The sequence below is a fragment of the Saccharibacillus endophyticus genome (assembly GCF_013185185.1).
Classification (GTDB): domain Bacteria; phylum Bacillota; class Bacilli; order Paenibacillales; family Paenibacillaceae; genus Saccharibacillus; species Saccharibacillus endophyticus.
In genome coordinates this window covers 1-20610 of record NZ_JAAZWE010000006.1, presented here as the reverse complement: position 1 = coordinate 20610, position 20610 = coordinate 1, and the positions used below count along the sequence as shown (strand labels likewise).

Below are 20610 nucleotides of genomic sequence, written 5' to 3'. Positions count from 1 at the left end.
GCAACCGTCGGCGGGCAAGCCGGCGGTTTTGCTTTTGGAAAAACCGAAAGGAGGAATTTCCGCTATGGACCCGACGCATCCGCTGGCTATTTTTTTGCAGTTGTTCGAACGGGGATCGCTGCTGCTGATGTGTTTGTTCGTGCTCACGCGCATCCCGCGCTTCAAAGCCGTTTTTCAAAAAGAAGAGTATCGCCCGCAGGATCTCGTCACCGTTACCGCGATCTTCGGGTTGTTTGCCATTTTCGGAACCTATATGGGCATCAGCGTGGAAGGCTCGCTCGTGAACGTCCGCATCGTGGCGATCATGTCGGGGGGACTGCTGTTCGGGCCTTGGGTCGGGATCGTCACGGGGATCGTTGCGGGCGTTCACCGTTACCTGATCGATATCGGAGGCGTGACCGCGCTGCCCTGCCTGATTACGAGCATCGTGGCGGGAGGCGTGTCCGGACTCATTCATCTGCGCGTCGCCAAGCGAAAACGCTGGTTATACGGGATCGCGGCCGGCATGCTGTGCGAAGTGCTGACGATGCTGTTGATTTTATGGATGGCCGAACCTTATGCGCTGGGATTGGACATCGTATCGAAAATCGCGGCTCCGATGATTTTGGCGCAGGTGATGATCGGATTGATCGTTATGCTGGTGCAGAGCGTCGAAGAGGAAAAAGAAAACGTGGCCGCCAAGCAGGCGAAGCTTGCGCTCGACATCGCGAACGAGACGCTGCCGTATTTTCGTAAAGTGGACAGTCTCTCTTTGCTGCGGATTTGCGAAATCATCGAGCAAAAAATCGGCGCGGACGCGGTAGCGATTACCGATACCAGTCATATTTTGGCGTATTCGGGCTTCGGACAGGAGCGCTACAATATCGGGCATGAGATCATGACCGAAGAAACGAAGCAGTCGATCCGAAGCGGCAGCATCACCATACGCAACAACGACGCCGACCACCGCAACGAGTGGATCAAATCGATGATCATTATCCCGCTGCAGGAAAAAGGAGTCGTGACCGGCGCGCTCAAAATCTACTACCGGCATGCGCATCAGATCACGTATTCGCTGCGCGAGCTGGCGGTGGGCTTGTCGCAGATCATTTCCACGCTGATGGAGGTGTCCCGGGTGGAGCAGATCAAAGCGATGGCGGACAAAGCCGAGATCAAAGCGCTCCAGACCAAAATCAGCCCGCACTTTCTGTTTAACGCGCTGAACGCCATTGCTTCGTCGATCCGGCTCGATCCCGACAAAGCGCGCGAGCTGATTATCAATTTGTCCGGGTACCTGCGTTATAATTTGGAATTGAACGACGAACTGATCGAAGTGCACCGCGAGCTTCAGCAGGTGAAAGATTACGTGGAGATCGAAAAAGCCCGCTTCGGCAACCGCCTTCAGGTAGAGTACGATATCGACGACGAGACGGACGTGAAGATTCCGAGCCTCATTATCCAGCCGCTGGTCGAGAACGCGATCGTGCACGGCATTTTAAAAGATAAAGGCAAAGGCACCGTCACGATCCGCGTCAAAAACGAAGGCGACCGAGTGCGTTTCGAAATCGCGGACACGGGCGTAGGCATCGACCGGTCCGTGATCGAACGGATTCAAAGCGGCAGCATGCCGTCCAATAAAATCGGGCTGTCGAACGTGCACGAACGACTCAAGCTGATTTATGGGCAAGGCGTGGATATTCGCAGGGCGGATAAAGGAACGGTGATCGGCTTTACAGTCGGAAAGGGGGATCGTGAATGAGCATGAAAGGAATCATCGTGGAAGACGAGTTTTTGGCGATGGAAGAACTGGATTACCTGATCGGCAAAAACAGTTCGGTACAGATCGTCGGCAAATTCGAAGACGGGATCGACGTGCTGAAGTTTTTGCAGGGGAACGATGTGGACGTCATTTTTCTCGATATCAATATTCCGTCGCTCGACGGGGTGCTGCTCGCCAAAAGCGTCAGCAAGTTCGCGAACAAGCCTTATATCGTGTTCACGACGGCGTACAAGGAGCATGCGGCGGAAGCGTTCGAGATCGAGGCGTTTGATTACATTTTGAAGCCCTATCACGAACCGCGCATCGCGGCGATGCTGAATAAGCTGGAAGCGGCGTTCGCGGCGAAAAAGCAGCGGGAGGAAGCCGAAGATTTCGCAATCCATGCACATGGCGGGGCTGCCGGCGGAACGTCTCAGGCGAGCGCGGAAGCGTCTGCCGTTCTTGCTCAGGCCAATCACCGAATCAACCTGTACAAAGACGACAAGATCATCGTAGTCGACGCGGACGATATTTATTACGCCTCGGCCCAGGAGAAAACAACGCTGGTTTACACGCGAAAAGAAGAGTATACGATGCATATGAGCATTTCCGATTTTCAGGCGAATCTGCCGCAGGACAAATTTTTCCGCTGCCATCGCTCGTATACGGTCAATTTGTCGAAGATCCGCGAGATCGTTCCGTGGTTCAACAACACGTATCTGCTGCGATTGCGAGACGTGAACGCGGAAGTTCCGGTGAGCCGCAGCAAAGCCAAAGAATTCCGGCAATTGATGCGTATTTAAGCGGTTTCAAAACGTTCAAGGCGGCTGCCGTGCATTTCATTCCGCATTTCCGGCAACTCATTCCCAAAACGCTCTCATCCGAACGCTCAAGCTTATAATGAAGCCATAAGAGATGTTCAAACGAAACGTAAAACGAATGAGAGAAGGAATAGAGATGACAGCCATTTCGAAAACCAACGACAACCCTTCGATGCAGGTCAACCGTCTATGGATCGTGATCGGTACCATCATCGTACAGATGGGACTCGGTACGATCTATACGTGGAGCCTGTTCAACCAACCGCTCGCGGACAAATTCGGTTGGGAACTGGGCGGCACGGCGATGACGTTCTCGATCACGAGCTTCGCCCTTGCGTTTGCCACGTTGTTTTCCGGCAAGCTTCAGGACAAATTCGGCATTCGCAAACTGATCGCCGCTTCGGGCATCGTGCTCGGCATCGGCCTGATGCTTTCTTCGCAGGTCACGTCGCTCGGACTGCTGTATCTGGTCGCGGGCGTGCTGGTCGGTTATGCCGACGGTACGGCGTACATGAGCTCGCTGTCCAATCTGATCAAATGGTTCCCGAAACATAAAGGTTTGATGTCCGGCGTATCGGTCGGCGCGTACGGCACGGGCAGCTTGATTTTCAAATACATCAACGGCTCCATGATCGAATCGCGGGGCGTATCGCAGGCTTTCCTGATCTGGGGCATTATCGTTCTGGCGATGGTCGTGTTCGGATCGTTCCTGATTCGCGAAGCAGCGGTTGCGGCGACTCCGGCTTCGGCTTCCGGCGTTCGCGTCAAAGACTTCACGGTCAAAGAAATGCTGAAAACCAAACAAGCTTACCTGCTGTTCGTCGTATTCTTCACGGCCTGCATGAGCGGACTGTACCTGATCGGCAGCGTCAAAGACATCGGCGTGCGCTTGGCGGGACTGGACGTGGCGACAGCCGCCAACGCCGTAGCGATGATCGCGATCTTCAATACCGCCGGACGCCTGATCCTCGGTCCCCTGTCCGATAAAGTCGGTCGCCTGAAAGTGGTATCCGGCGCGCTGCTCGTTACGTTCGCGGCGGTCATGGTACTCAGCTTCGCGACATTGACTTATCCGTTGTTCTTCGCCAGCGTCGCGGCTATCGCTTTCTGCTTCGGCGGCAATATCACCGTATTCCCGGCGATCGTCAGCGACTTCTTCGGCCTGAAAAATCAAGGTAAAAACTACGGCGTGATTTACCAAGGCTTCGGGCTCGGCGCGTTGTCCGCTTCGTTCATCGCGGCGCTGCTCGGCGGATTCAAACCGACGTTCCTCGTGATCGGCGTGCTGTGCGCGCTGTCGTTCCTGATCGCCATGTGGGTTAAAGCACCGACAGCCGCGCAGGTCGTCTCGGAATCCGATTCCGAAGCAACGGCGGCAGGCGAAGAAGAGCTCGGCAAAGATGCCCGCGGCAAAGATGCTCAAGGCAAAGACGGCAAAGGCATGCGGCTCAACCCGCAAACCAAAGGCATCTGATCGACGGACGCATCGGCTTGGAAAGAAAAAGCTGCCGGGGATTCGAGCGGTTTGCGGAACTTTCCGGTTTGGCGCCGGGAACGAACGGGTCCCCGATACAAAGACATATGATGTTGGCTAAAAGCCCCGGCGTATTTCCGCCGGGGCTTCAGTCTGTCTAGAAAATCATTTCGGCGCGGGAAGCGAGAAAACTCCGAGAGAAATTCGTTAGCATATGCTCCCGAAGTGGCTTTCTTCGAAAGCCTTCACCTACACTGAATTTCTCTCTCCGTTTTCTAGCTTCCAGTCACGTTAGATGTTCTCGACACATTCAGTCCCAGCGGATTTTCGTCGGGGCTTTTTTGTGTTTTTAAAAAAAGATTAAAAATTCCCGACTTTTTGCTTGCGCCTAACGCATATATGATTAGACGGATAATAAGGCTTGATGAAATCGGGGAGAGGAGGTCGGCGGAACACGTTTATGCAGACAACCTATAGCAATGAAGAAGGAAAAGAACCAACAAAGCTAACCGCACATGAGGCACGGTTAATACGGCGCGTTCAGCGAAAAGGCGACCGTGCGGCCGCCGACGAGTTGGTTTCGATCTACTACCGCGAGATTTACGCTTTTGTCTACCGTCAACTTCAGGATCGGGAGCATGCGTTGGATCTCACTCAGGATATATTCGTCAGCATGCTGCGCAGCATCGGTTCGTTCGAAGGGAAAACGGCGTCGCTGCGAACCTGGTTATATCGGATCGCCACTAATCGGGTGATCGATCATTTTCGTTCGAAAGCCCATCGGAATGCCAAGCTGACCGATCCGATCGAAGACTTTGAGTTTTCGGCGAACGAAGACTTCACGCTGGAACTCGAACGGCGCGATGAAGCGGGCCGGGTGCTGGAACTGCTGCGGACGTTCGAATGGCGCGCGCAGGAGATTGTCAGGCTGAAGCTGTTCGCGGAGCAGACTTTTGCCGAGATTTCGCAGATTATGAGCTTGCCGGATTCGACGGTCAAAACGCACTACTACGCGACTATTCGCAAAATCAAACAAAAATTCGAGGAGGAGCGGAATGAAGAACAATCGGGAAACACAGCTTCGAAGCGGCGAACGGCCGGCGTTTGACGATATCGATTATCCGGACGAACGCGACATTCGGCTGCACGTCGCTTCTATCGTGGATGAAGCGCTGCCGGTTCGTCCTTCCTTTTCAAGCCAGGTAGGCGCGATGTATCGTCAGCTCGGCTTCCGGCATCTGTTCCGGGATTTGACGGAGATCGTGTTCGTGCTGGCGTTGGGCTTGGGAGTCCTCGTATTTATGGCTTTGTTCGTACTGTCCAATGCCGATACGGAGGGCATCTACGCGTTTATCTTCATCGTGTCGCCTTTGCTGTACCTGGCAGTTTCCGTTATTTTCTTTGCGGATCTGCGCAGGCGCGATACGTATCAGGTGGAAATGTCCTGCCGCTACAACGTATACCAGCTCGCGTCGCTTCGCATGCTGACTTTCGCCGCTGTCTCGCTGGTGTTGAATATCGGTTTCGTATGCTGGATCGCGATAGCTTCGCAGCAGGTGGACATCCTGCGCGGCGTGCTGCTGTCGGTGTCGTCGTTGTTTTTGTTCGCCGCTGCTTTCCTGTACGGACAATTGCGCGGACGGACTGCTGCAAGCCGTTACGGGCTGGTCGGTCTGTGGCCGCTGCTCAATGTCGGGCTATGGATCGCGCAGCCGCACGGATATCTGGGTTTGCTGTCCAGTATTCCCGTTTATGCTTATGCGGCGTTGATTCTGCTGGGAGCCGCCGTTTACGTGGGTCAGGCCCGGCGCCTGTTGTATTTTAAACCGAAGTTGACTTAAGTCCGGAAAAAGAAAAGGAGTTGAGCGTTGATGCTGACTGTACATGCCGTAAGCAGACGATACGGAAATGATCTTGCGCTGGAAGGAATCGACTTGTCGTTCGAAAACGGGGTTTACGGCCTGCTTGCCCCGAACGGAGCGGGAAAAACGACGCTGCTGAAGATGTTGGCAGGCCTGCTTCCGCCGTCGGAAGGCGAAATTTCGTACGAAGGGAAATCGATAGCCGCCTTGGACGAAAAGTATCGGATGCAGCTGGGATATTTACCGCAGCGCTTCGGCTATTATCCCAGCGATACGCCGCTTAAATATATGCAGTACCTTGCCGCGATCAAAGGGATGGGCCGAAAAGAAGCTTTGGAGCGTTCCGAGCTTCTGCTTGAGGCGGTAGCGCTCGGCGAGGTCAAACGCAAAAAAATGAAGACGTTCTCCGGCGGCATGATCCAGCGAGTCGGGATCGCGCAAGCGCTGCTGAACGATCCGCGCGTGCTGATTCTCGACGAGCCGACAGGCGGCCTCGATCCGAAAGAACGCGCGAGGTTCCGCAGTCTGCTCACGAAGCTCGGCCGCGAGCGGATCGTCATTTTGTCCACGCATGTCGTTTCGGACGTAGAGTCGGTCGCGAACGAGATCGTGCTGCTGAAAAACGGACGCGTTTTTGCCAAAGACAAGCCGGAAGACATCTGCGCCATGCTGGCGGGAAAAGTGTACGAGACGAAGGTTCCGGATACGGAAGCGGAAGCTTTTCGAAAAAACTATCCGATTCTGGCCGAGCGCGGCGAAGCGGACGGCTGGCAGATGCGATTCGTCTCCGAGGGGGAAAAAACGCTGCCGCATTGGGAGCCGATGAAGCCGGGATTGGAAGACGTGTTTTTGTACGTGTATCGGGATCGTGAACGGCAGACGGCGGAACAGAGGCTTTTCCCGCGTGAGCCGGTCGGTGTCGGGGAAGGAGGCAGACTGCGATGAAGGCGATGGCTAACGGTTCTGGCGATGGTTACGGGAGGTCGAAACTTTCTTTGATCGGGCTGGAGTTTAAGAAGTTGTTTATGCCGAAAAGGGTAGGATTTGCGGTGTTGGTGCTGTTACTCGGCGGGTTATGGTTGTATCCGTTCAACGTATTGTATCCCGGTTCGGAGTTCAAAAACTGGCATACGGCAATTGCCGTGGACATGGAAGCGAAGTACGGAGATCAAATCGATGCAGCCGAGGCGGAACAATTCAAACAGTCGTTGGCGCCGAAGGTTGCGGAAGCGGATGCTTATATTCGTTCGACGCCCGCATTCGCCAGAGCCGATCTGGATAGCTACGAAAGATACGTTAAACGATCCGGCATGGCGAACGGCGGCACGATGCAGCTCTGGCGGATCATCCAAGCAGGGCCGGCCCGCGATTTGTTCGCGGAGCTGCAAGCGTCGTTCGAGTGGCTTCAATCGTATGATGACAACTATTTGAACACGCTAGGCATGAATGAAAAGGAGAAAGAACGAGTCGCGGAAATCAGAAGTCGCGACTGGGTATCGGTGCTCCCTACAGATTTTTTGAACAATTATAATTCGGTAAATTTGTTGAATCGGCTCGCGATAACAGCCATGCTGATCACTTCGCTGTTTGTCATGCATATTCATATCGGCGATCGCCGGGCAGGACTCGGCGAAATACAAGCATCCTCGAAAGCGGGGATTACAGGAGTATTTCGCATCAAAGTCGCCGCGGCGCTGTTGGCGGGAACCTTGGTCGCGGCAGTACTGTTGGTCGTCTTGCTGTTGGCCTATCGTTTCAGCGGGACATGGAGTTTAATGGGAGCGGATATCAGTAAAAAAGGAGGGGGTTTTTTCTGGTACGATATGAGCTTCTTGCAGTATATGGGGGCAACCTATGTTGCCGTATTTGCCCTTTGCTGGATCGCGGCGCTGTTAACCGTATTTTTTTCATCGATCGCGTCGAATTATGTCGTGTTAGCCGGAGCCGTTGCTTTGACGTTGATTTTGTTTTTTGAAGGCGACTACTTTTTGAATCCGATGTTGAACAATATTCTCAGTGTAGGCTTGGGTCGGGCTCCGTTCCAAACGTTTATCGAATTGGCCGTTTTGCTGGCGATTTCGAGCGGACTCCTTTATATCGCTTGGAAACGGGAAAAGGGGCGCATCCGATGGTAGGTCAAAAAGTTCCATACGCTTATAACGTATCCGTCGAAATTCGCCGAATGCTCACACCGGTTCGTTTGATCTTGTATGTGCTATTCTGCGCCTACCCGTTCGTCTATCTGGCGTTTGCGCACAGTGCTTATTCCCTTAGCGACTGGCTGGATCTTTTCACCTTTATGCTGGACGTGATCCCTATGGTCGGATTCGCGATTGCGGCGGTTGCCGTATACGATGTAGCTTTTTCCGAGACGTTGAATCACCGCTTTCTGATCTACGAGCGGATACGGATGCCTTTGGGCAAGCTGCTGAAGATCAAGCTGACGGCTAACGTCGTGCTGAGTTTTGCGGCTCTTGCGGTTCCGGTGTTGCTCTGCTTTATCGCGGCTTACATCGTCATTCCGCATTACGGCTGGATCGAGTTTTTCCCGAATACGTTCGGATCTATCGACGAGTCGGCGCGGAATCAGGAACAAGCTGCCCGCCATACGATGAACCAGCTGCTCGTTTACGGAGAATGGGTGTACGGAGTCGCGTGTGCCGGGTGGGTCGGATTGAATGCGGCGCTGTATGCGACATTCGGATTTTTACTGCTGCTGGTCATCCAACGTTCGTTTATTGCCCTATCCATTCCTTTTCTGCTCTATATGGTCGGTTCGTTCCTCATGCCCGACAGACGGTTTTATTTTTTCGATTCGGTCTTTCCGTTCAACGCCGTACAGCAGCCGATGTGGGTAATGTTCGTTCCGTTTAGCTTTATTCTTTTATGCTGCGCAGCTTTGACGCTGTATATCTACTTATTTAAAGAGAAAGTGAACCGGCTGCTATGAGGATCAAATATGAGATTTTACAGCTCAAATGGCTTGTGATTCTGGCTATTTTTCTGATTTGGTGTTGGCGGCAGCGGGCGAGTTTCGTTTATCAGGCAGCCGTGTATGAAGAAGATCGTACGTACAACGTTTGGGACATCGTCTTTGATCAGGTGATGAACCCTTTCGCCATGCTGTGGCTGCTGCTGCCGATCTGGTTGGTACTCTCGCTGCGGACGATTATCGAATTGGGCGAAACGACCGTGTTGATCCGGGTACGGAATGATCGGGCTTGGTTGGGGTTGGTTGTCAAAAAGCTATCCGTACCGCTAGTGATCCTGCTTATGTTATGGGGACTGGCGATCGGTTCGACCACGGCGGGGATGTCTTTCGAGGGCGGTTGGAGCGAGTTTACGACTTCCGAGCATTGGCTTAACTTTTTCACGCATTCTTTTGCCGCAGAGGGTTGGGCGCAGCCAACGGCGATAGCCGCGCAGTTTTTGCTATTGGCGTTGTTTTTACAGATGCTCACGGTATGGCTCGCAACAGCTTGGATCTATACGGAAAAAAGCTGGGCGGTCAGTTTGCTTGCGGCCGGGCTGATGATCGGATGTCTTATTGCTTACCATAAACAGTCCCATTTCCCGGAGTGGCAGTGGGCGTCGATTATCAATTGGATGCTGCTGCTCAATGCGAGGCATACGTTCGGTACGTTTTGGCCGGCATTCGTCGGTTCTCCGCTGTTGATGCTGGGATGCGTCGGACTGATCGATTTGAGGCGTAACCGGATCATTTTTGCAGGACTCTTCCGAATAAAAAGGAGGTTGTTAAGGTGAGTGTTATAGAGTTGAACAAGATCAGCAAGTCGTTTCGCGGCGTGCGGTTGTTCGAGGAGGCGTCTGCCGTTTTTGAAAAAGGAAAGATCCATGGGCTTGTCGGTCTAAACGGTTCGGGCAAATCCGTGCTGTTTCGCATGATTTGCGGATTTTTGCTCCCGGATCGCGGCAGTATCGAGATCGATCCGGCTTATCGGCGAGGAGCGGGAGGGTTTCCGGATTCTTTTGGCATCATGATCGACCGTCCGGGTTATCTGGCAGGCCAGACCGGATACGAAAATTTGCGTCGGCTTGCCGAAGTTCGTGGGCAGATCGGGAAAGAAGAGATTCGGCGATCGATGAAAGCTGTCGGGCTAGACCCGGATTTGCGTCAGAAGATGCGTCATTATTCGCTCGGCATGAAGCAGAAGATCGCATTGGCCCAGTCTTTTATGGAAGGGCAGCAAGTGTTGGTTCTGGATGAGCCTTTCAATGCTTTGGATGAACGCAGCGTAGGTCAAGTAAGAGAATTATTGATGGCGTTTCGGACGGAAGGACGAACGATTCTGTTGACCAGTCATCATCGGAGCGATATCGAGATGCTGTGCGACTACGTGTATCGAATCGAAAATCGGAAGTTGGAACGGCAGCCGGAATTGGTTTCAACATTGACTTGACCTATAGTAGAAGCAGAGGAAATTCAATCGATGTCTTTATAAAGTTAAGGAGGAAATGGCGAGTGAGCAAAATGGTGTTGGGCTTGTTGCAGGAGTACGAGGTAGCGGCCGTTCAAGCGGAACAAATCAAGTATCCCCTTCAGGCGTCCCAGGGTCTGCATCGAGTATTGGTTGTCACTGGCGATAACATTGAGGAAATGCTGGAGGAAGCGGCAGACGGTGCGGATTCGATTCGGAACTATGTTGAAAAACAATTAAGGCAAGCCGAGAGCCTGTCTACATCGGATGTATTAAAAAAGGTCGTTGCCGATTCCCTTGGGGATAGCGGATTGCCGATAATCAATAATAAGCATGATGATCTGCGCTCTGCATACAAAGCTTATGCGGCTTTATGGGCAGAGCAGCCTGAGTTAGTGGACGAGCAGCTTGTGAACGTCGAAGAGGAGGGTTCTGTTCTGCAAGAGCCTCTACCCGATGCGGCTTGGGTGGAGCGTAATGAAGAAGGCGGACTGCTGCTGTTGGATCTGCCGGAAGCGGATGCCTGGACGGCTCCCTTGATTATCCCGATGGGCGGTTATAACGAATGTCCGCAACCTGTGGAGCAAGCGGCATTGTTCCGGGATTGGCAAAAACGGTACGGGGCTGTTCCTACGGCGGTGACCGAGGATTCCTGGCTGCTGCGGGCTGCGCGGTTGCCGGAAAGCGACGAGGAGGCGTTGGAGCTGGCTCGCGAGCATTTTATGTTTTGTTCGTACGTGCTCGAAAGATTTGCTTCGATCGGAGCCTATGCGGCTTATTTGAAGCGAAGCTCTAACTGGAGCTTTTGGTGGGATTGAAGGGGAATATCCTGTTCGTTAAAGAAGCCAGGGCGCTGCGGGAGAAATTCGTTCAAGCCGCTGTCTCGCTCAGAAAGCCTTCGGCTTTCCGAGCTCAAAGGCGTCAACATAGCGCTTAATGTTACCGCAGGTTTTCTTCGAAATCCTGTAATTCACTGAATTTCTCCCTCCGCTGGAGGCTTCGTTACAGACAGGACATTCTTGATAGGAGTAAGGGGAAGGCTGCTAATTTGGCAGCCTAAACGTGTTGAGGAAGTCCAACGCAGCTGGAAGCGAGAAGACGGAGAGGGAAATTCAGTGAGATACGCCTTTGAACTTGGAAAACTACATCTTAAATTTTAATCCAGTTTTCCGAGTGAGACAGCGAATTGTGAAGCATTTCGAAGAAATGCACTTCGGAAGCGTATGCTGGTAATTTATCTCAGAGTCTTCTCGCTTCCCTCGCCGAAATGACTTTCTCGACGACTTAGGGCTGCCGATTTGGTAGCCTTTTTTGTTATGGAAAAAGCCAGTCGCCATAGTTATGCCCTGTTGGAGTTCTTAACGATCAGACATAATGAGTACAGATTCCACGAGGGATTCGCGAATGTGTTCCCCAGGCACGGACTTCGATAAGGTTCGGCGGTGCCGGGCGCGATGCGCCGGCGGTATACCGGAAGCCGCATTCGCAAAAAAAAGCGCAATATTTGCGGGGTTCGAATCCCCACTCGCTTTAGATGCGAGCTCTTGGTTGAGCATTCTCCACTTCAAATGGAGACACAAATGAAAATCTTTGAGGACGAGAAGTTCCGGCGGTGCTGCTTATACAGGGTCCGATATGCGAGTGTGCTTTGCAGCTGTGGCGGATGCGCCGGTAAAAGTCGGGCATAGAGGCAGAAAGAAAGTGGGTCGATGTCGGTTCGAAAGCGGAATCGATATTCGGCTGTACGAATCTTTGTCTTCCCTGCACGACCGGAATCGGCTTAAGCCAAGCTCCGCACGTGAGCATAGGCGAGTTTCCGTCTCAAAGATTCCAAGGAGGAAATGATTCATGACAAATTTTCAACATCAATCACACATAAATCAGCCGCACGGTCGAAAAATTCCGGGGCTTCCGGGCAAGGATATCCGTCCGGGCGATTACGCTAACGGCTTAGCGATTGACACAATGGTGCTGGGTGCCGGATTCCGTAAGGTTCAGGTCGGGGATAACGAGCGCGCTTTGCTTTTTGAACAAGGGCGTTATGTACGTACCTTGATGCCGGGATCTTATCGATTTTTTGCCTGGAACGAGGGACTTCGAACATTAGTATTCAAAAAAACGACCGAACCTTTTGATTATCGACCAACATGGGCTCACGCGACTGATGCGATGGATGTGCGCTTGTTCAGCCATGATGCTGATCTGATAGCTCAGTTGAACGTGACGGACGTCAGCGACGGCGAGTATGTGCTGCATCTGGAAAACGGCCGTTTTCGTGATGTGTTGATGTCCGGAACGTACGCCTATTGGAATAAGCCGATTACGCATACTTTTGTCCGTGTCGATGCGACAACGCCGGAGGTCGGTCCGGAAGTGAGCCGTGCGCTGCTGGAAAAGATCGGAGCGAATTATATTCAGACGGTCGACGTGTCCAGTCATGAGGTTGGACTGTTATACTTCGACAACCGTTTGCAGCGGCAGCTTTCGCCGGGACGCAGCTTTTTCTGGCGGGGTTCGGAAGCCGTTACGGTCAAAAAGTTCGATCTGCGCCGCCAACAGCTCGATATGACGGGACAGGAAATTTTGACCGAAGATAAAGTGTCGCTGCGTTTGAATTTCGTCTGCCAATACCGGATCACCGATCCGCTTCGCGCGGCGGAAATCAAAAATTTCGAGGAGCAGGTCTATGTTCAACTCCAACTGCTGCTGCGCGAGTATGTCGGAACGCTCAAGCTGGATGATTTGCTGAAAATGAAACAGGAGATCGGCGATTATGTGTTGGGTCGATTGAAACCCAGCGGCGCCGAATACGGGGTTGAATTCCTGGTAGCCGGATTGAAAGACGTCATTTTGCCGGGCGAGATTCGCGCGATTCTGAATACGGTGCTGTTGGCCGAGAAGAAGGCGCAAGCGAATATGATTACCCGGCGCGAAGAGACGGCCTCTACCCGAAGCCTGCTGAATACCGCCAAGCTGATGGATGAAAACGCGACGCTGTACCGGCTCAAGGAGCTTGAATTCGTCGAGAAAATCTGCGAAAAGATCGGGACCATTTCGCTCAGCGGCGGAGGGAATTTGCTGGAACAGATGAACGGGCTGCTCGGATTGCGGCAAGGAGAAGATCGAAAAGAAATCGGTTGAGGAGTACGAATCGGGCGGATCGGACGAATAAACTTGGGAAATTTGTCTTTCGGGCAAACGAATAGCGGCCGCTCCGCGTCTTTATCAAGAACCCTGCATACCGAGAGGAGACCATGAATTGAAAAAAACGATCCTTACCGCATTGGCGGCTGCCATCCTGTTGAGTTCCGGAAACGCGTACGCGGCTCAGACGGCGGATTCCGACAAGCGCTTATATCCGGTCGTCCCGAATCCGATCGCCGACGCTCCGAACATCGTCGTGATCAACGACCGCCCGGAGCTTGAAATTTTCGCTTCGCTGAAAAGAGGCGAATGGCCCGACGAGTTCGTGATTGTCGGCATGATGCAATCCTTGTCCGAAGCCAGGCTGAGTCCGAAATCGACGCCGATCTTCCTATCGTCCAAATGGCGTTTGAATCTATTTGATCAAATGATCGAAGGCGGCCAAAAACGAGGCATTTACAACAACGCGCAGCTGCTTGAAGAAATCGTGAGCCGATGGCAGGCCGACGATTATTCCCAGTTGGAACGGGATAATTGGTTGTTGGAAAAAATGCTGGACCTGCACCACGAATCTTTTGATTGATCGTCGAACCAAGCATCGCATGCCGAAACCGTCTTCTCGAAGACGGTTTTTTAGCATGCGAATGAGACCGTTATCAATTTAGCGACGTATAGATAGGGGTTAGACAAAACAAGGAGGGGGAAACAGGATGTTCCAATTGCGAAAAGTAAACACGAAGCTTGCGGCAGCGCTATTACTGACAGTATTATTGGTTCTTCCGCAGGTTGCCGGAGTCACGACCGCTGCCGAGGCGTCGCCTCGCGGTCCGCGCGATCCGTCAGAGATTGAACAGTTCGCCGATAACCTCATGACAAACCGTTTCAAGCAATCCGGAGCCGTACTTACGATCGTCGGCGACGGAAAAGTGCTGCTCAATAAAGGATACGGCTACGCCGACATCGAGACGCAAACGCCGGTTGATGCGGATCGAACGTTATTTGCCATGGCTTCGGTATCTAAAACGGTTACGGCAGCCGCGGTCATGCAGCAGGTCGAGCAAGGAAAAATCGATCTGGATGCCGATGTACAGACGTATATGGACGGATTGACGATTCCCAATGAAACGGACGTACCGGTCACGATGGCTGACCTGCTGACGCATACGAGCGGATTTGAACGCGGAGAAGGGGACACCAGCCTTTTGATGCCGCCCGAAGCCCGGAAGACGCTCGACGAATTCGTCGAACAATCCATGCCGCCCGTCGTACGCGAGCCGGGAACCGTGTATCGGTACGACAACTTTGCTTACACCCTTCAAGGTTACATACTGGGAAAAGTCTTGGATATGCCTTATGAAGAGGTGATTAAACAAAATATTTTCGAGCCGCTGGGCATGGAAAACAGCGGATTCGGTCGTGCGGAGCAAACGAAGGGACGTCTGGCGAGTGCTTACAACTCAGAGGGCCAGAAACTCGACGTTTATAAAAATGGTTTGGCTCCGGCCTATGCGCCGTCAGGCGGCTTGGTCACGACAGGTTCCGATATGGCGAAGTTCATGCTGGCGATGCTGGGCGAAGGCGATGCGGAGATTTTGCAACCCGAGACACGAACGGATATAGAAGCGATCCAGTTCGAAATGTCGCACCAGCAGCCTATTTCCGGTTACGGATTCGAGTTTTTCTCCCGCCAGTCGTATAACGGAGAAGTCGTAGCAGGCAAAGGCGGAGACATGGGAGGATTCCATTCCTATATGTGGCTGCTGCCCGAGCAAGGAGTCGGCGCGATGTTCGTGACCAATACCGATGCTTTTGCTTCCTACGACGGGATTTTCAAAAGCTTCATGGATCATTATTATCCCAAAACGGAAACGGCTTCGATCAGCGAAGATCTTCCGACTCTTTCTACCGAAGAACTTGCAAAATACGAAGGCTATTATCGTAATCTGCGCCAACCGTTCCGGTATGCGAAAGTAACGGCTGACGACGGAATTTTACAATTTCAATCAAGTGAAATGTTGAACTTCCAGCTGCAGCCGCAATCATCCGAAACTGATTTTTTCCGGGACACCTACGGTAACGGAGTCGGATTCCATAAAGACAAGAAAGGCCGGGTCGATTATTTTTACTCCGATTATTACAGAGATACTTGGTATGAAAGAATGCCGGATTTCGAAGCTTACAAAGATGTTGACGCCGATAGCCCGTATGCCGATTCAATTGAAACCATTCGATTCAGAGGCCTATCCACCGAAGAATCAGAACCGAACTTCGGCCCGGAAGAAGCCGTGACCCGGAGCGAATTTGTCGGACAATTAGCCAAAGTCGCGAACAGTCAGCTCCTCAACACACCTTCGCGCTTCGCCGATGTTCAAGATGATCCCAATGCCCAAGCCATCCAACTATTCACGGAACTTGGCGGAATTACCGGATACCCGGACGGAACCTTCCGTCCCGACCAGCCGATCACGCGCGAAGAAGCCGCATTGATGATCTTCCGCATCGCTTCGGCAAGCTACGGCACTTCCCTAACCGAAAGTACCGTAACTTTTTCGGATCCTCCTTCGTCTTGGGCTGCCGACGGCGTTAAATTCATGATCGATTCCCAACTCTCCGACCTCGAAGTGCAGCGCGATCCGGACGGAACCTACGACTACCACCCAACCGCCCCTTTGCTGCGCCAAGAAGCCGCGGTTACGTTGGTCAAACTGATTAACGTCACGCAGTAATCCATTTAAGAGGGATTCGCTTTCGAGAAATATACAAATCAATCGAAATATTGACTAACCTATATTCTGCACCAAGAAAAGAACCCGTTAAACTTGATCGTGTAGGTGTAGTTTGAAAAGCTCTAGCGGAGGGAGAAATTCAGTGAAAGACGCCTTTGAGAGCGGAAAGCCGGAGGCTTTCTGCGCGAGACAGCGTCTTGTGAAGCATTTCGAAGAAATGCACTTCAGAAGCATATGCTTGTAATTTTTCCCGCAGCGCCTAAGCTTTTCAAAAAACAAACAGGAACTTCAAAAACCGGTCTGCGAAATTTCGCAGGCCTTTTCTATTGACAAAAACCACATCTGCCATTATGGTTAGTTACATGACTAACAAACCAGAAAGGTGGTAAAAATGCCGATTCCATTCGACGAGAGCCGGCCTATTTTTCAGCAGATTGCGGAGCGAATCGAAGACGACATTCTAAACGGCACCTATGCGGAAGAAGATCAGATTATCTCGACAACTCAGTTTTCGCGCATATTCCAGATTAATCCCGCCACGATCGTGAAAGGATTCGGACTGCTGGTGAATGAGGATATCATCTATAAAAAACGGGGGCTTGGCATGTATGTGGCCGTCGGAGCGAAGGAGAAGATCATGGCCAAACGCCGCGAACGATTTTACAGTGATCTGGTCGTCAAGCTGTTGGAAGAAGCGGAGAAGCTGGGAATGACGACCGAAGACGTAATCGAGATGATCAAACGCGAAAAGGGGGAGCAGCGCAAATGAGTTCAGTTTTGCAAGTGAAGCATGCAAACAAATCATATGGACGTACGGATGCAGTGGATAGCCTGAGCTTGGAGCTTGAGGAACTTAAAATTTACGGATTACTGGGCCGAAACGGCGCAGGGAAAACGACGCTTTTGAACATGGTGACCGGAGGGGTTTTTCCGGACGGCGGAGAAATTGCCGTCCATGGAACCCTGCTCAAAAAAGGCGACGTGCCGGCGCAAATCTGTTATATCCGCGAGAAAAACTTTTACCCGGGCAATGCCAGGGTTCGCGATGTGTTGCAGATGGCCGCAGCTTTCCACCCGGATTGGGACGCGAAATTTGCTTCCAAGCTGCTCGGGACGTTCAAGCTGAATCCGCGTAAAAAAATGCGGCAGTTGTCGCGAGGCATGGAGTCGATGGTCGGCAACCTGATCGGACTTGCCAGCCGGTCGCCTTTGACCATTTTCGACGAGCCGGTGTTGGGACTGGATGTGCTGATGCGGGAACGTTTTTACCGGACGCTGCTTGAAGATTATGCGGAACACCCTCGTACCGTCCTGCTGTCTACGCACCTGATCGACGAAATCGCGACCGTCGTCGAAAAAGTTTTCATCATGGAGTCGGGGAGTATTTTGATGGAGGAAGAGGTCGAGCAAATTCGGGAGCGCGCGCATCTGGTTAGCGGACTCGGCGCCGCGTTGGATACTTTCGTGCAAGGTAAGCGCGTGATCCACGGCGAGCGTTACGGCAACGCGGGGATGGCGATCGTATATGGAAAATTGACGAAGGAAGATCATAAGGCGGCGGAGAGCCAAGGGCTGGCCGTCGAAGGCGTGCCGCTGCAAAAATTCTTTGCTTACCTGATCGAGGAGGGACAGACGGATGAATAAGATGAAGGTGCAGCTCCAGGTATCTTGGCTTCGCATGAAGCTGGCGATATGGATCTTGGTTGCGGCTATCGCGGTCTCGGTCATTGCCAACTTTACCATCAACATGGCGCTCGGAAACGATCCTCAGCAGGATGCGCAAGACGTCGCCGCAGCCGTGGGCGAGCTTCGGGAGCTTACCGGCAACAACGATCTGTCGATCGAAGTGCCTTCCGAGATGGAGAACGTCAATGTATCTTCGGCAAACATGCTGTTGGTACTGCTTCCTTTGCTGGCTATTATCCTGCCTTTAAAAACGTTCCGTCCCATGATGAACTTCGGGGATTCCCGTCGCAGATACTTTGCAGGACTGCTGGGAGTCTATGCCGTTTCCGCGGTACTGCTTGCTTTAGTGAACAGCTTGTGGTGGCCGTTCGAGCAAAACGTGATCCGCACGCATAGCCAGACGTACAATCTCATCGAAGTTTTCGGCTGGGAACAGTTTGGTTTTATCGGAGCCTTTGTGTATCAGACGGTCTTTTACTTCTTCGTTCTGGCGCTGTTCAATCTGTTATTTTCCGGATTAAAATCGCCGATCTCATGGGTCATCTGGACGGTTCTGATCGCGGCGATTCCGATCGGTACATCGATTGCGTCTTTGCGGGTACACGTGGCCGACTTTTTCCTGGCGTTACTGTTCAATGATTCGTTGGTGTCGGCGATCGGCCTTAATTTGGGATTGAGTCTCGTATTCGTCGCAGGTGCTTGGCTATTCACGCGTCGCAGAACGTTCTAAATTGTACAAGGATACACTATTCATTAAATGAATAAAATTGTGAAACAAAGATCAAATACCCCTATAGTCCTAAAAGAAACGTTTCTATTGCGCAAAAGCAAATGCTTTTGCGCTTTTTCTTTTTGCACCTCCTTTTTATGCTAAATTTTCTGCTGATTATGTCGATAAATATCGAAACCAACTATACGTTCACCCTTTCGAACGGCACCGATGCCTTGAAGACGTGTCGTAATAAGAAACATGCATTAGCTTAAGCAGATCGGCATAATCAAGGGGGCATTGGAATGAATTTGAAAATGAAATTGGCTATTTTGCTGGTAGTCGTGACTCTGTTGGGTACGGGCAGCATTAGCATCGCGGCACTTAGCACGATGAGAAATGAAGCAGAAGAATCAATCAGCGATAATTTGCGAAGCACGGCTGAAAATACAGCGGAGCAAATCGGAGGCTGGGTCGGAAAAAACGCAAAAGTCGTAGAAACGACTGCATTGGTTATCGAGTCTTCGGTCCCATTGGATCAAATCAAAGAAAGTCAGCTTCAAGCGTACACGGCGGAATCCAACAAAAACAATCTGTCCGACATCTACGTGGGCATGGAAGACGGACGCATGATCGACGGATCCGGCTGGGTTCCCGAAGCGGGATACGATGTCAAAGTGCGTCCATGGTACATGGAAGGCAAAGCAGCGAATGCGTTGAACTTCAGTAATCCGTACCTCGATATGATCAGCGGCGATTATGCCGTATCGATCGGTTACCCGCTGCATGAACCTGACGGAGCATTTGCAGGCGTAGTGGCAGGCGACATGAAACTCTCCACTCTCACGGACACTATTAATAATATCAAAATTGATGGCGGCTTCGCTTTCATGACGGATAAAACAGGCGTTGTCTTGGCTCATCCGGATGCGGATAATGTCAACAAACCTCTGAAAGAGATTGCGGATTACTCGGGAATCGCCGATCAAATTCTGCAAGGCGGAGAAGCAGGCAGCCTGAATTACGCGTACAAAGGCGAACCTCAACTGCTTCATTATCAAAAAGTCGAAGGCACGGGCTGGTATGTAGCCGCTTCGGTATCGAAAAGCTATGCGTTTGCCGAATATGTGCAAATGCGCAATCTGTTTGTCGGCGGTATTATCGGTCTTGCCGTTCTGTTGGGAGTTTTGGCCGTATTCGCCGCCGCCCGCCTGATCAAACCGCTGATCCTGCTGCAAAAAAGCGCGCAAAGCATGGCGGAAGGCGATCTGACGGTCAGCGTCGACGTGAAAGGCAAAGACGAAATCGGCAAGCTGGGTACCGCGTTCAACGAAATGTCGTCCAGTCTGCGCGAATTGATCCATGCGGCGGCAGGTTCCGCGGAAGGCGTGGAAAACTCGGCCAAGTATATGCACGGTCAAGCCGAAGGAGCAAAGCATATTTCGGATCAAATCGCAGTCGTCATCGAAGAATTGGCAAAAGGCGCAACCGATCAAGCTTCCTCGATTCAAACCGGCGTGGAGCAGTTGGGTGATATGAACGAATCGATCGAAGCGATCGCGAGCAGCGCGGGGCTTGCCGCATCCAGCGCGGACGACGTGACCGAAGCGATGAAAGGCGGCCTTGAAGCGGTAGCCTCGCAAGGGGATCTGACCGAAGCGAGCCGCAGTTCGGCGGGACGCGTGGAAGAAGCCAACCGCCGCCTCGGCGACCAGACGGTGAAGATCGGCGAAGCCGTCAGTTTGATTCATACGGTTGCCAAGCAAACGAATCTGTTGGCGCTGAACGCCGCCATCGAAGCGGCACGTGCAGGCGAGCATGGCAAAGGCTTCAGCGTGGTCGCGGACGAAGTGCGCAAACTGGCCGAACAAACCCGCGCTTCGGCAGCGGATATCGATACGCTGTTGGCGGGCGTGCAGGAAGCCGGCCGCCAAAGCATCGACGAAATTCAGGAATTCCAAGCGACGGTGGACAAGCAGATCGAAGCCGCAGCCTCCACGCGCGGAGCGTT

General features: G+C 52.3%; 18 protein-coding genes. All 18 read left to right on the top strand.

All coding sequences use genetic code 11. From position 1 onward, the window contains the following. The first annotated feature begins 64 nt into the window (after window positions 1–64). Window positions 65–1738 carry a sensor histidine kinase gene (locus HRQ63_RS19925; RefSeq protein WP_172246950.1) on the top strand — a complete coding sequence of 558 codons (1674 nt, stop codon included), beginning with the start codon at window positions 65–67 and terminating at the stop codon, window positions 1736–1738. A gap of 2 nt (window positions 1739–1740) precedes the next feature. Continuing rightward, window positions 1741–2541, top strand: a complete 801-nt coding sequence (locus HRQ63_RS19920; protein WP_172247265.1) for a LytR/AlgR family response regulator transcription factor — start codon at window positions 1741–1743, stop codon at window positions 2539–2541. A gap of 154 nt (window positions 2542–2695) precedes the next feature. After that, window positions 2696–4033 carry an L-lactate MFS transporter gene (locus HRQ63_RS19915; RefSeq protein WP_229714074.1) on the top strand — a complete coding sequence of 446 codons (1338 nt, stop codon included), beginning with the start codon at window positions 2696–2698 and terminating at the stop codon, window positions 4031–4033. 460 nt (window positions 4034–4493) lie between these two features. Then, window positions 4494–5141: an RNA polymerase sigma factor gene (locus HRQ63_RS19910; RefSeq protein WP_172246949.1), complete on the top strand. Its 648-nt coding sequence runs from the start codon at window positions 4494–4496 to the stop codon at window positions 5139–5141. After that, window positions 5089–5874: a hypothetical protein gene (locus HRQ63_RS19905; protein WP_172246948.1), complete on the top strand. Its 786-nt coding sequence runs from the start codon at window positions 5089–5091 to the stop codon at window positions 5872–5874. Before HRQ63_RS19910 ends, HRQ63_RS19905 begins: the two co-directional genes overlap by 53 nt. 30 nt (window positions 5875–5904) lie before the next feature. Then, complete coding sequence (locus HRQ63_RS19900) at window positions 5905–6840, top strand: ATP-binding cassette domain-containing protein (RefSeq protein WP_172246947.1); 936 nt, start codon at window positions 5905–5907, stop codon at window positions 6838–6840. After that, window positions 6837–8030 carry a hypothetical protein gene (locus HRQ63_RS19895; RefSeq protein ID WP_172246946.1) on the top strand — a complete coding sequence of 398 codons (1194 nt, stop codon included), beginning with the start codon at window positions 6837–6839 and terminating at the stop codon, window positions 8028–8030. The genes HRQ63_RS19900 and HRQ63_RS19895 overlap by 4 nt, the downstream gene beginning before the upstream one ends. After that, entirely contained in the window at window positions 8024–8845 is an 822-nt protein-coding gene (locus HRQ63_RS19890) for a hypothetical protein (RefSeq protein ID WP_172246945.1), read from the top strand. Before HRQ63_RS19895 ends, HRQ63_RS19890 begins: the two co-directional genes overlap by 7 nt. After that, a complete protein-coding gene (locus tag HRQ63_RS19885) occupies window positions 8842–9660 on the top strand; it encodes a hypothetical protein (protein WP_172246944.1) in 819 nt (272 codons plus the stop codon). Before HRQ63_RS19890 ends, HRQ63_RS19885 begins: the two co-directional genes overlap by 4 nt. Further along, window positions 9657–10316: an ATP-binding cassette domain-containing protein gene (locus HRQ63_RS19880; RefSeq protein WP_172246943.1), complete on the top strand. Its 660-nt coding sequence runs from the start codon at window positions 9657–9659 to the stop codon at window positions 10314–10316. The genes HRQ63_RS19885 and HRQ63_RS19880 overlap by 4 nt, the downstream gene beginning before the upstream one ends. Before the next feature lie 71 nt (window positions 10317–10387). Beyond that, a complete protein-coding gene (locus HRQ63_RS19875; protein ID WP_229714110.1) occupies window positions 10388–11152 on the top strand; it encodes a DUF4253 domain-containing protein in 765 nt (254 codons plus the stop codon). Window positions 11153–12299: 1147 nt separating this feature from the next. Next, window positions 12300–13475 (top strand): slipin family protein, encoded by a 1176-nt coding sequence (locus HRQ63_RS19870; protein ID WP_229714109.1) that lies wholly within the window; start codon window positions 12300–12302, stop codon window positions 13473–13475. Between the two features lie 118 nt (window positions 13476–13593). Next, on the top strand, window positions 13594–14061 hold the full coding sequence (locus tag HRQ63_RS19865) for a hypothetical protein (RefSeq protein ID WP_172246940.1): 468 nt from the start codon (window positions 13594–13596) through the stop codon (window positions 14059–14061). A gap of 127 nt (window positions 14062–14188) precedes the next feature. After that, the gene (locus HRQ63_RS19860) at window positions 14189–16204 is read left to right on the top strand and encodes a serine hydrolase domain-containing protein (protein WP_172246939.1); all 2016 of its coding nucleotides are present in this window, start codon (window positions 14189–14191) and stop codon (window positions 16202–16204) included. A 391-nt stretch (window positions 16205–16595) separates the two neighbouring features. After that, window positions 16596–16973: a GntR family transcriptional regulator gene (locus tag HRQ63_RS19855; RefSeq protein ID WP_172246938.1), complete on the top strand. Its 378-nt coding sequence runs from the start codon at window positions 16596–16598 to the stop codon at window positions 16971–16973. Then, entirely contained in the window at window positions 16970–17848 is an 879-nt protein-coding gene (locus HRQ63_RS19850; RefSeq protein ID WP_172246937.1) for an ATP-binding cassette domain-containing protein, read from the top strand. Before HRQ63_RS19855 ends, HRQ63_RS19850 begins: the two co-directional genes overlap by 4 nt. After that, on the top strand, window positions 17841–18620 hold the full coding sequence (locus HRQ63_RS19845; RefSeq protein WP_172246936.1) for a hypothetical protein: 780 nt from the start codon (window positions 17841–17843) through the stop codon (window positions 18618–18620). Before HRQ63_RS19850 ends, HRQ63_RS19845 begins: the two co-directional genes overlap by 8 nt. 284 nt (window positions 18621–18904) lie before the next feature. After that, window positions 18905–20610: methyl-accepting chemotaxis protein (locus tag HRQ63_RS19840; protein WP_172246935.1), on the top strand; the 1706-nt coding region annotated here is incomplete at its 3' end.

Coding starts and splice junctions, on each gene's coding strand:
- HRQ63_RS19925 (WP_172246950.1), top strand. CDS start 65: ATGGACCCGACGCATCCGCTGGCTATTTTTTTGCAGTTGTTCGAACGG.
- HRQ63_RS19920 (WP_172247265.1), top strand. CDS start 1,741: ATGAAAGGAATCATCGTGGAAGACGAGTTTTTGGCGATGGAAGAACTG.
- HRQ63_RS19915 (WP_229714074.1), top strand. CDS start 2,696: ATGACAGCCATTTCGAAAACCAACGACAACCCTTCGATGCAGGTCAAC.
- HRQ63_RS19910 (WP_172246949.1), top strand. CDS start 4,494: ATGCAGACAACCTATAGCAATGAAGAAGGAAAAGAACCAACAAAGCTA.
- HRQ63_RS19905 (WP_172246948.1), top strand. CDS start 5,089: ATGAAGAACAATCGGGAAACACAGCTTCGAAGCGGCGAACGGCCGGCG.
- HRQ63_RS19900 (WP_172246947.1), top strand. CDS start 5,905: ATGCTGACTGTACATGCCGTAAGCAGACGATACGGAAATGATCTTGCG.
- HRQ63_RS19895 (WP_172246946.1), top strand. CDS start 6,837: ATGAAGGCGATGGCTAACGGTTCTGGCGATGGTTACGGGAGGTCGAAA.
- HRQ63_RS19890 (WP_172246945.1), top strand. CDS start 8,024: ATGGTAGGTCAAAAAGTTCCATACGCTTATAACGTATCCGTCGAAATT.
- HRQ63_RS19885 (WP_172246944.1), top strand. CDS start 8,842: ATGAGGATCAAATATGAGATTTTACAGCTCAAATGGCTTGTGATTCTG.
- HRQ63_RS19875 (WP_229714110.1), top strand. CDS start 10,388: ATGGTGTTGGGCTTGTTGCAGGAGTACGAGGTAGCGGCCGTTCAAGCG.
- HRQ63_RS19870 (WP_229714109.1), top strand. CDS start 12,300: ATGGTGCTGGGTGCCGGATTCCGTAAGGTTCAGGTCGGGGATAACGAG.
- HRQ63_RS19860 (WP_172246939.1), top strand. CDS start 14,189: ATGTTCCAATTGCGAAAAGTAAACACGAAGCTTGCGGCAGCGCTATTA.
- HRQ63_RS19855 (WP_172246938.1), top strand. CDS start 16,596: ATGCCGATTCCATTCGACGAGAGCCGGCCTATTTTTCAGCAGATTGCG.
- HRQ63_RS19850 (WP_172246937.1), top strand. CDS start 16,970: ATGAGTTCAGTTTTGCAAGTGAAGCATGCAAACAAATCATATGGACGT.
- HRQ63_RS19845 (WP_172246936.1), top strand. CDS start 17,841: ATGAATAAGATGAAGGTGCAGCTCCAGGTATCTTGGCTTCGCATGAAG.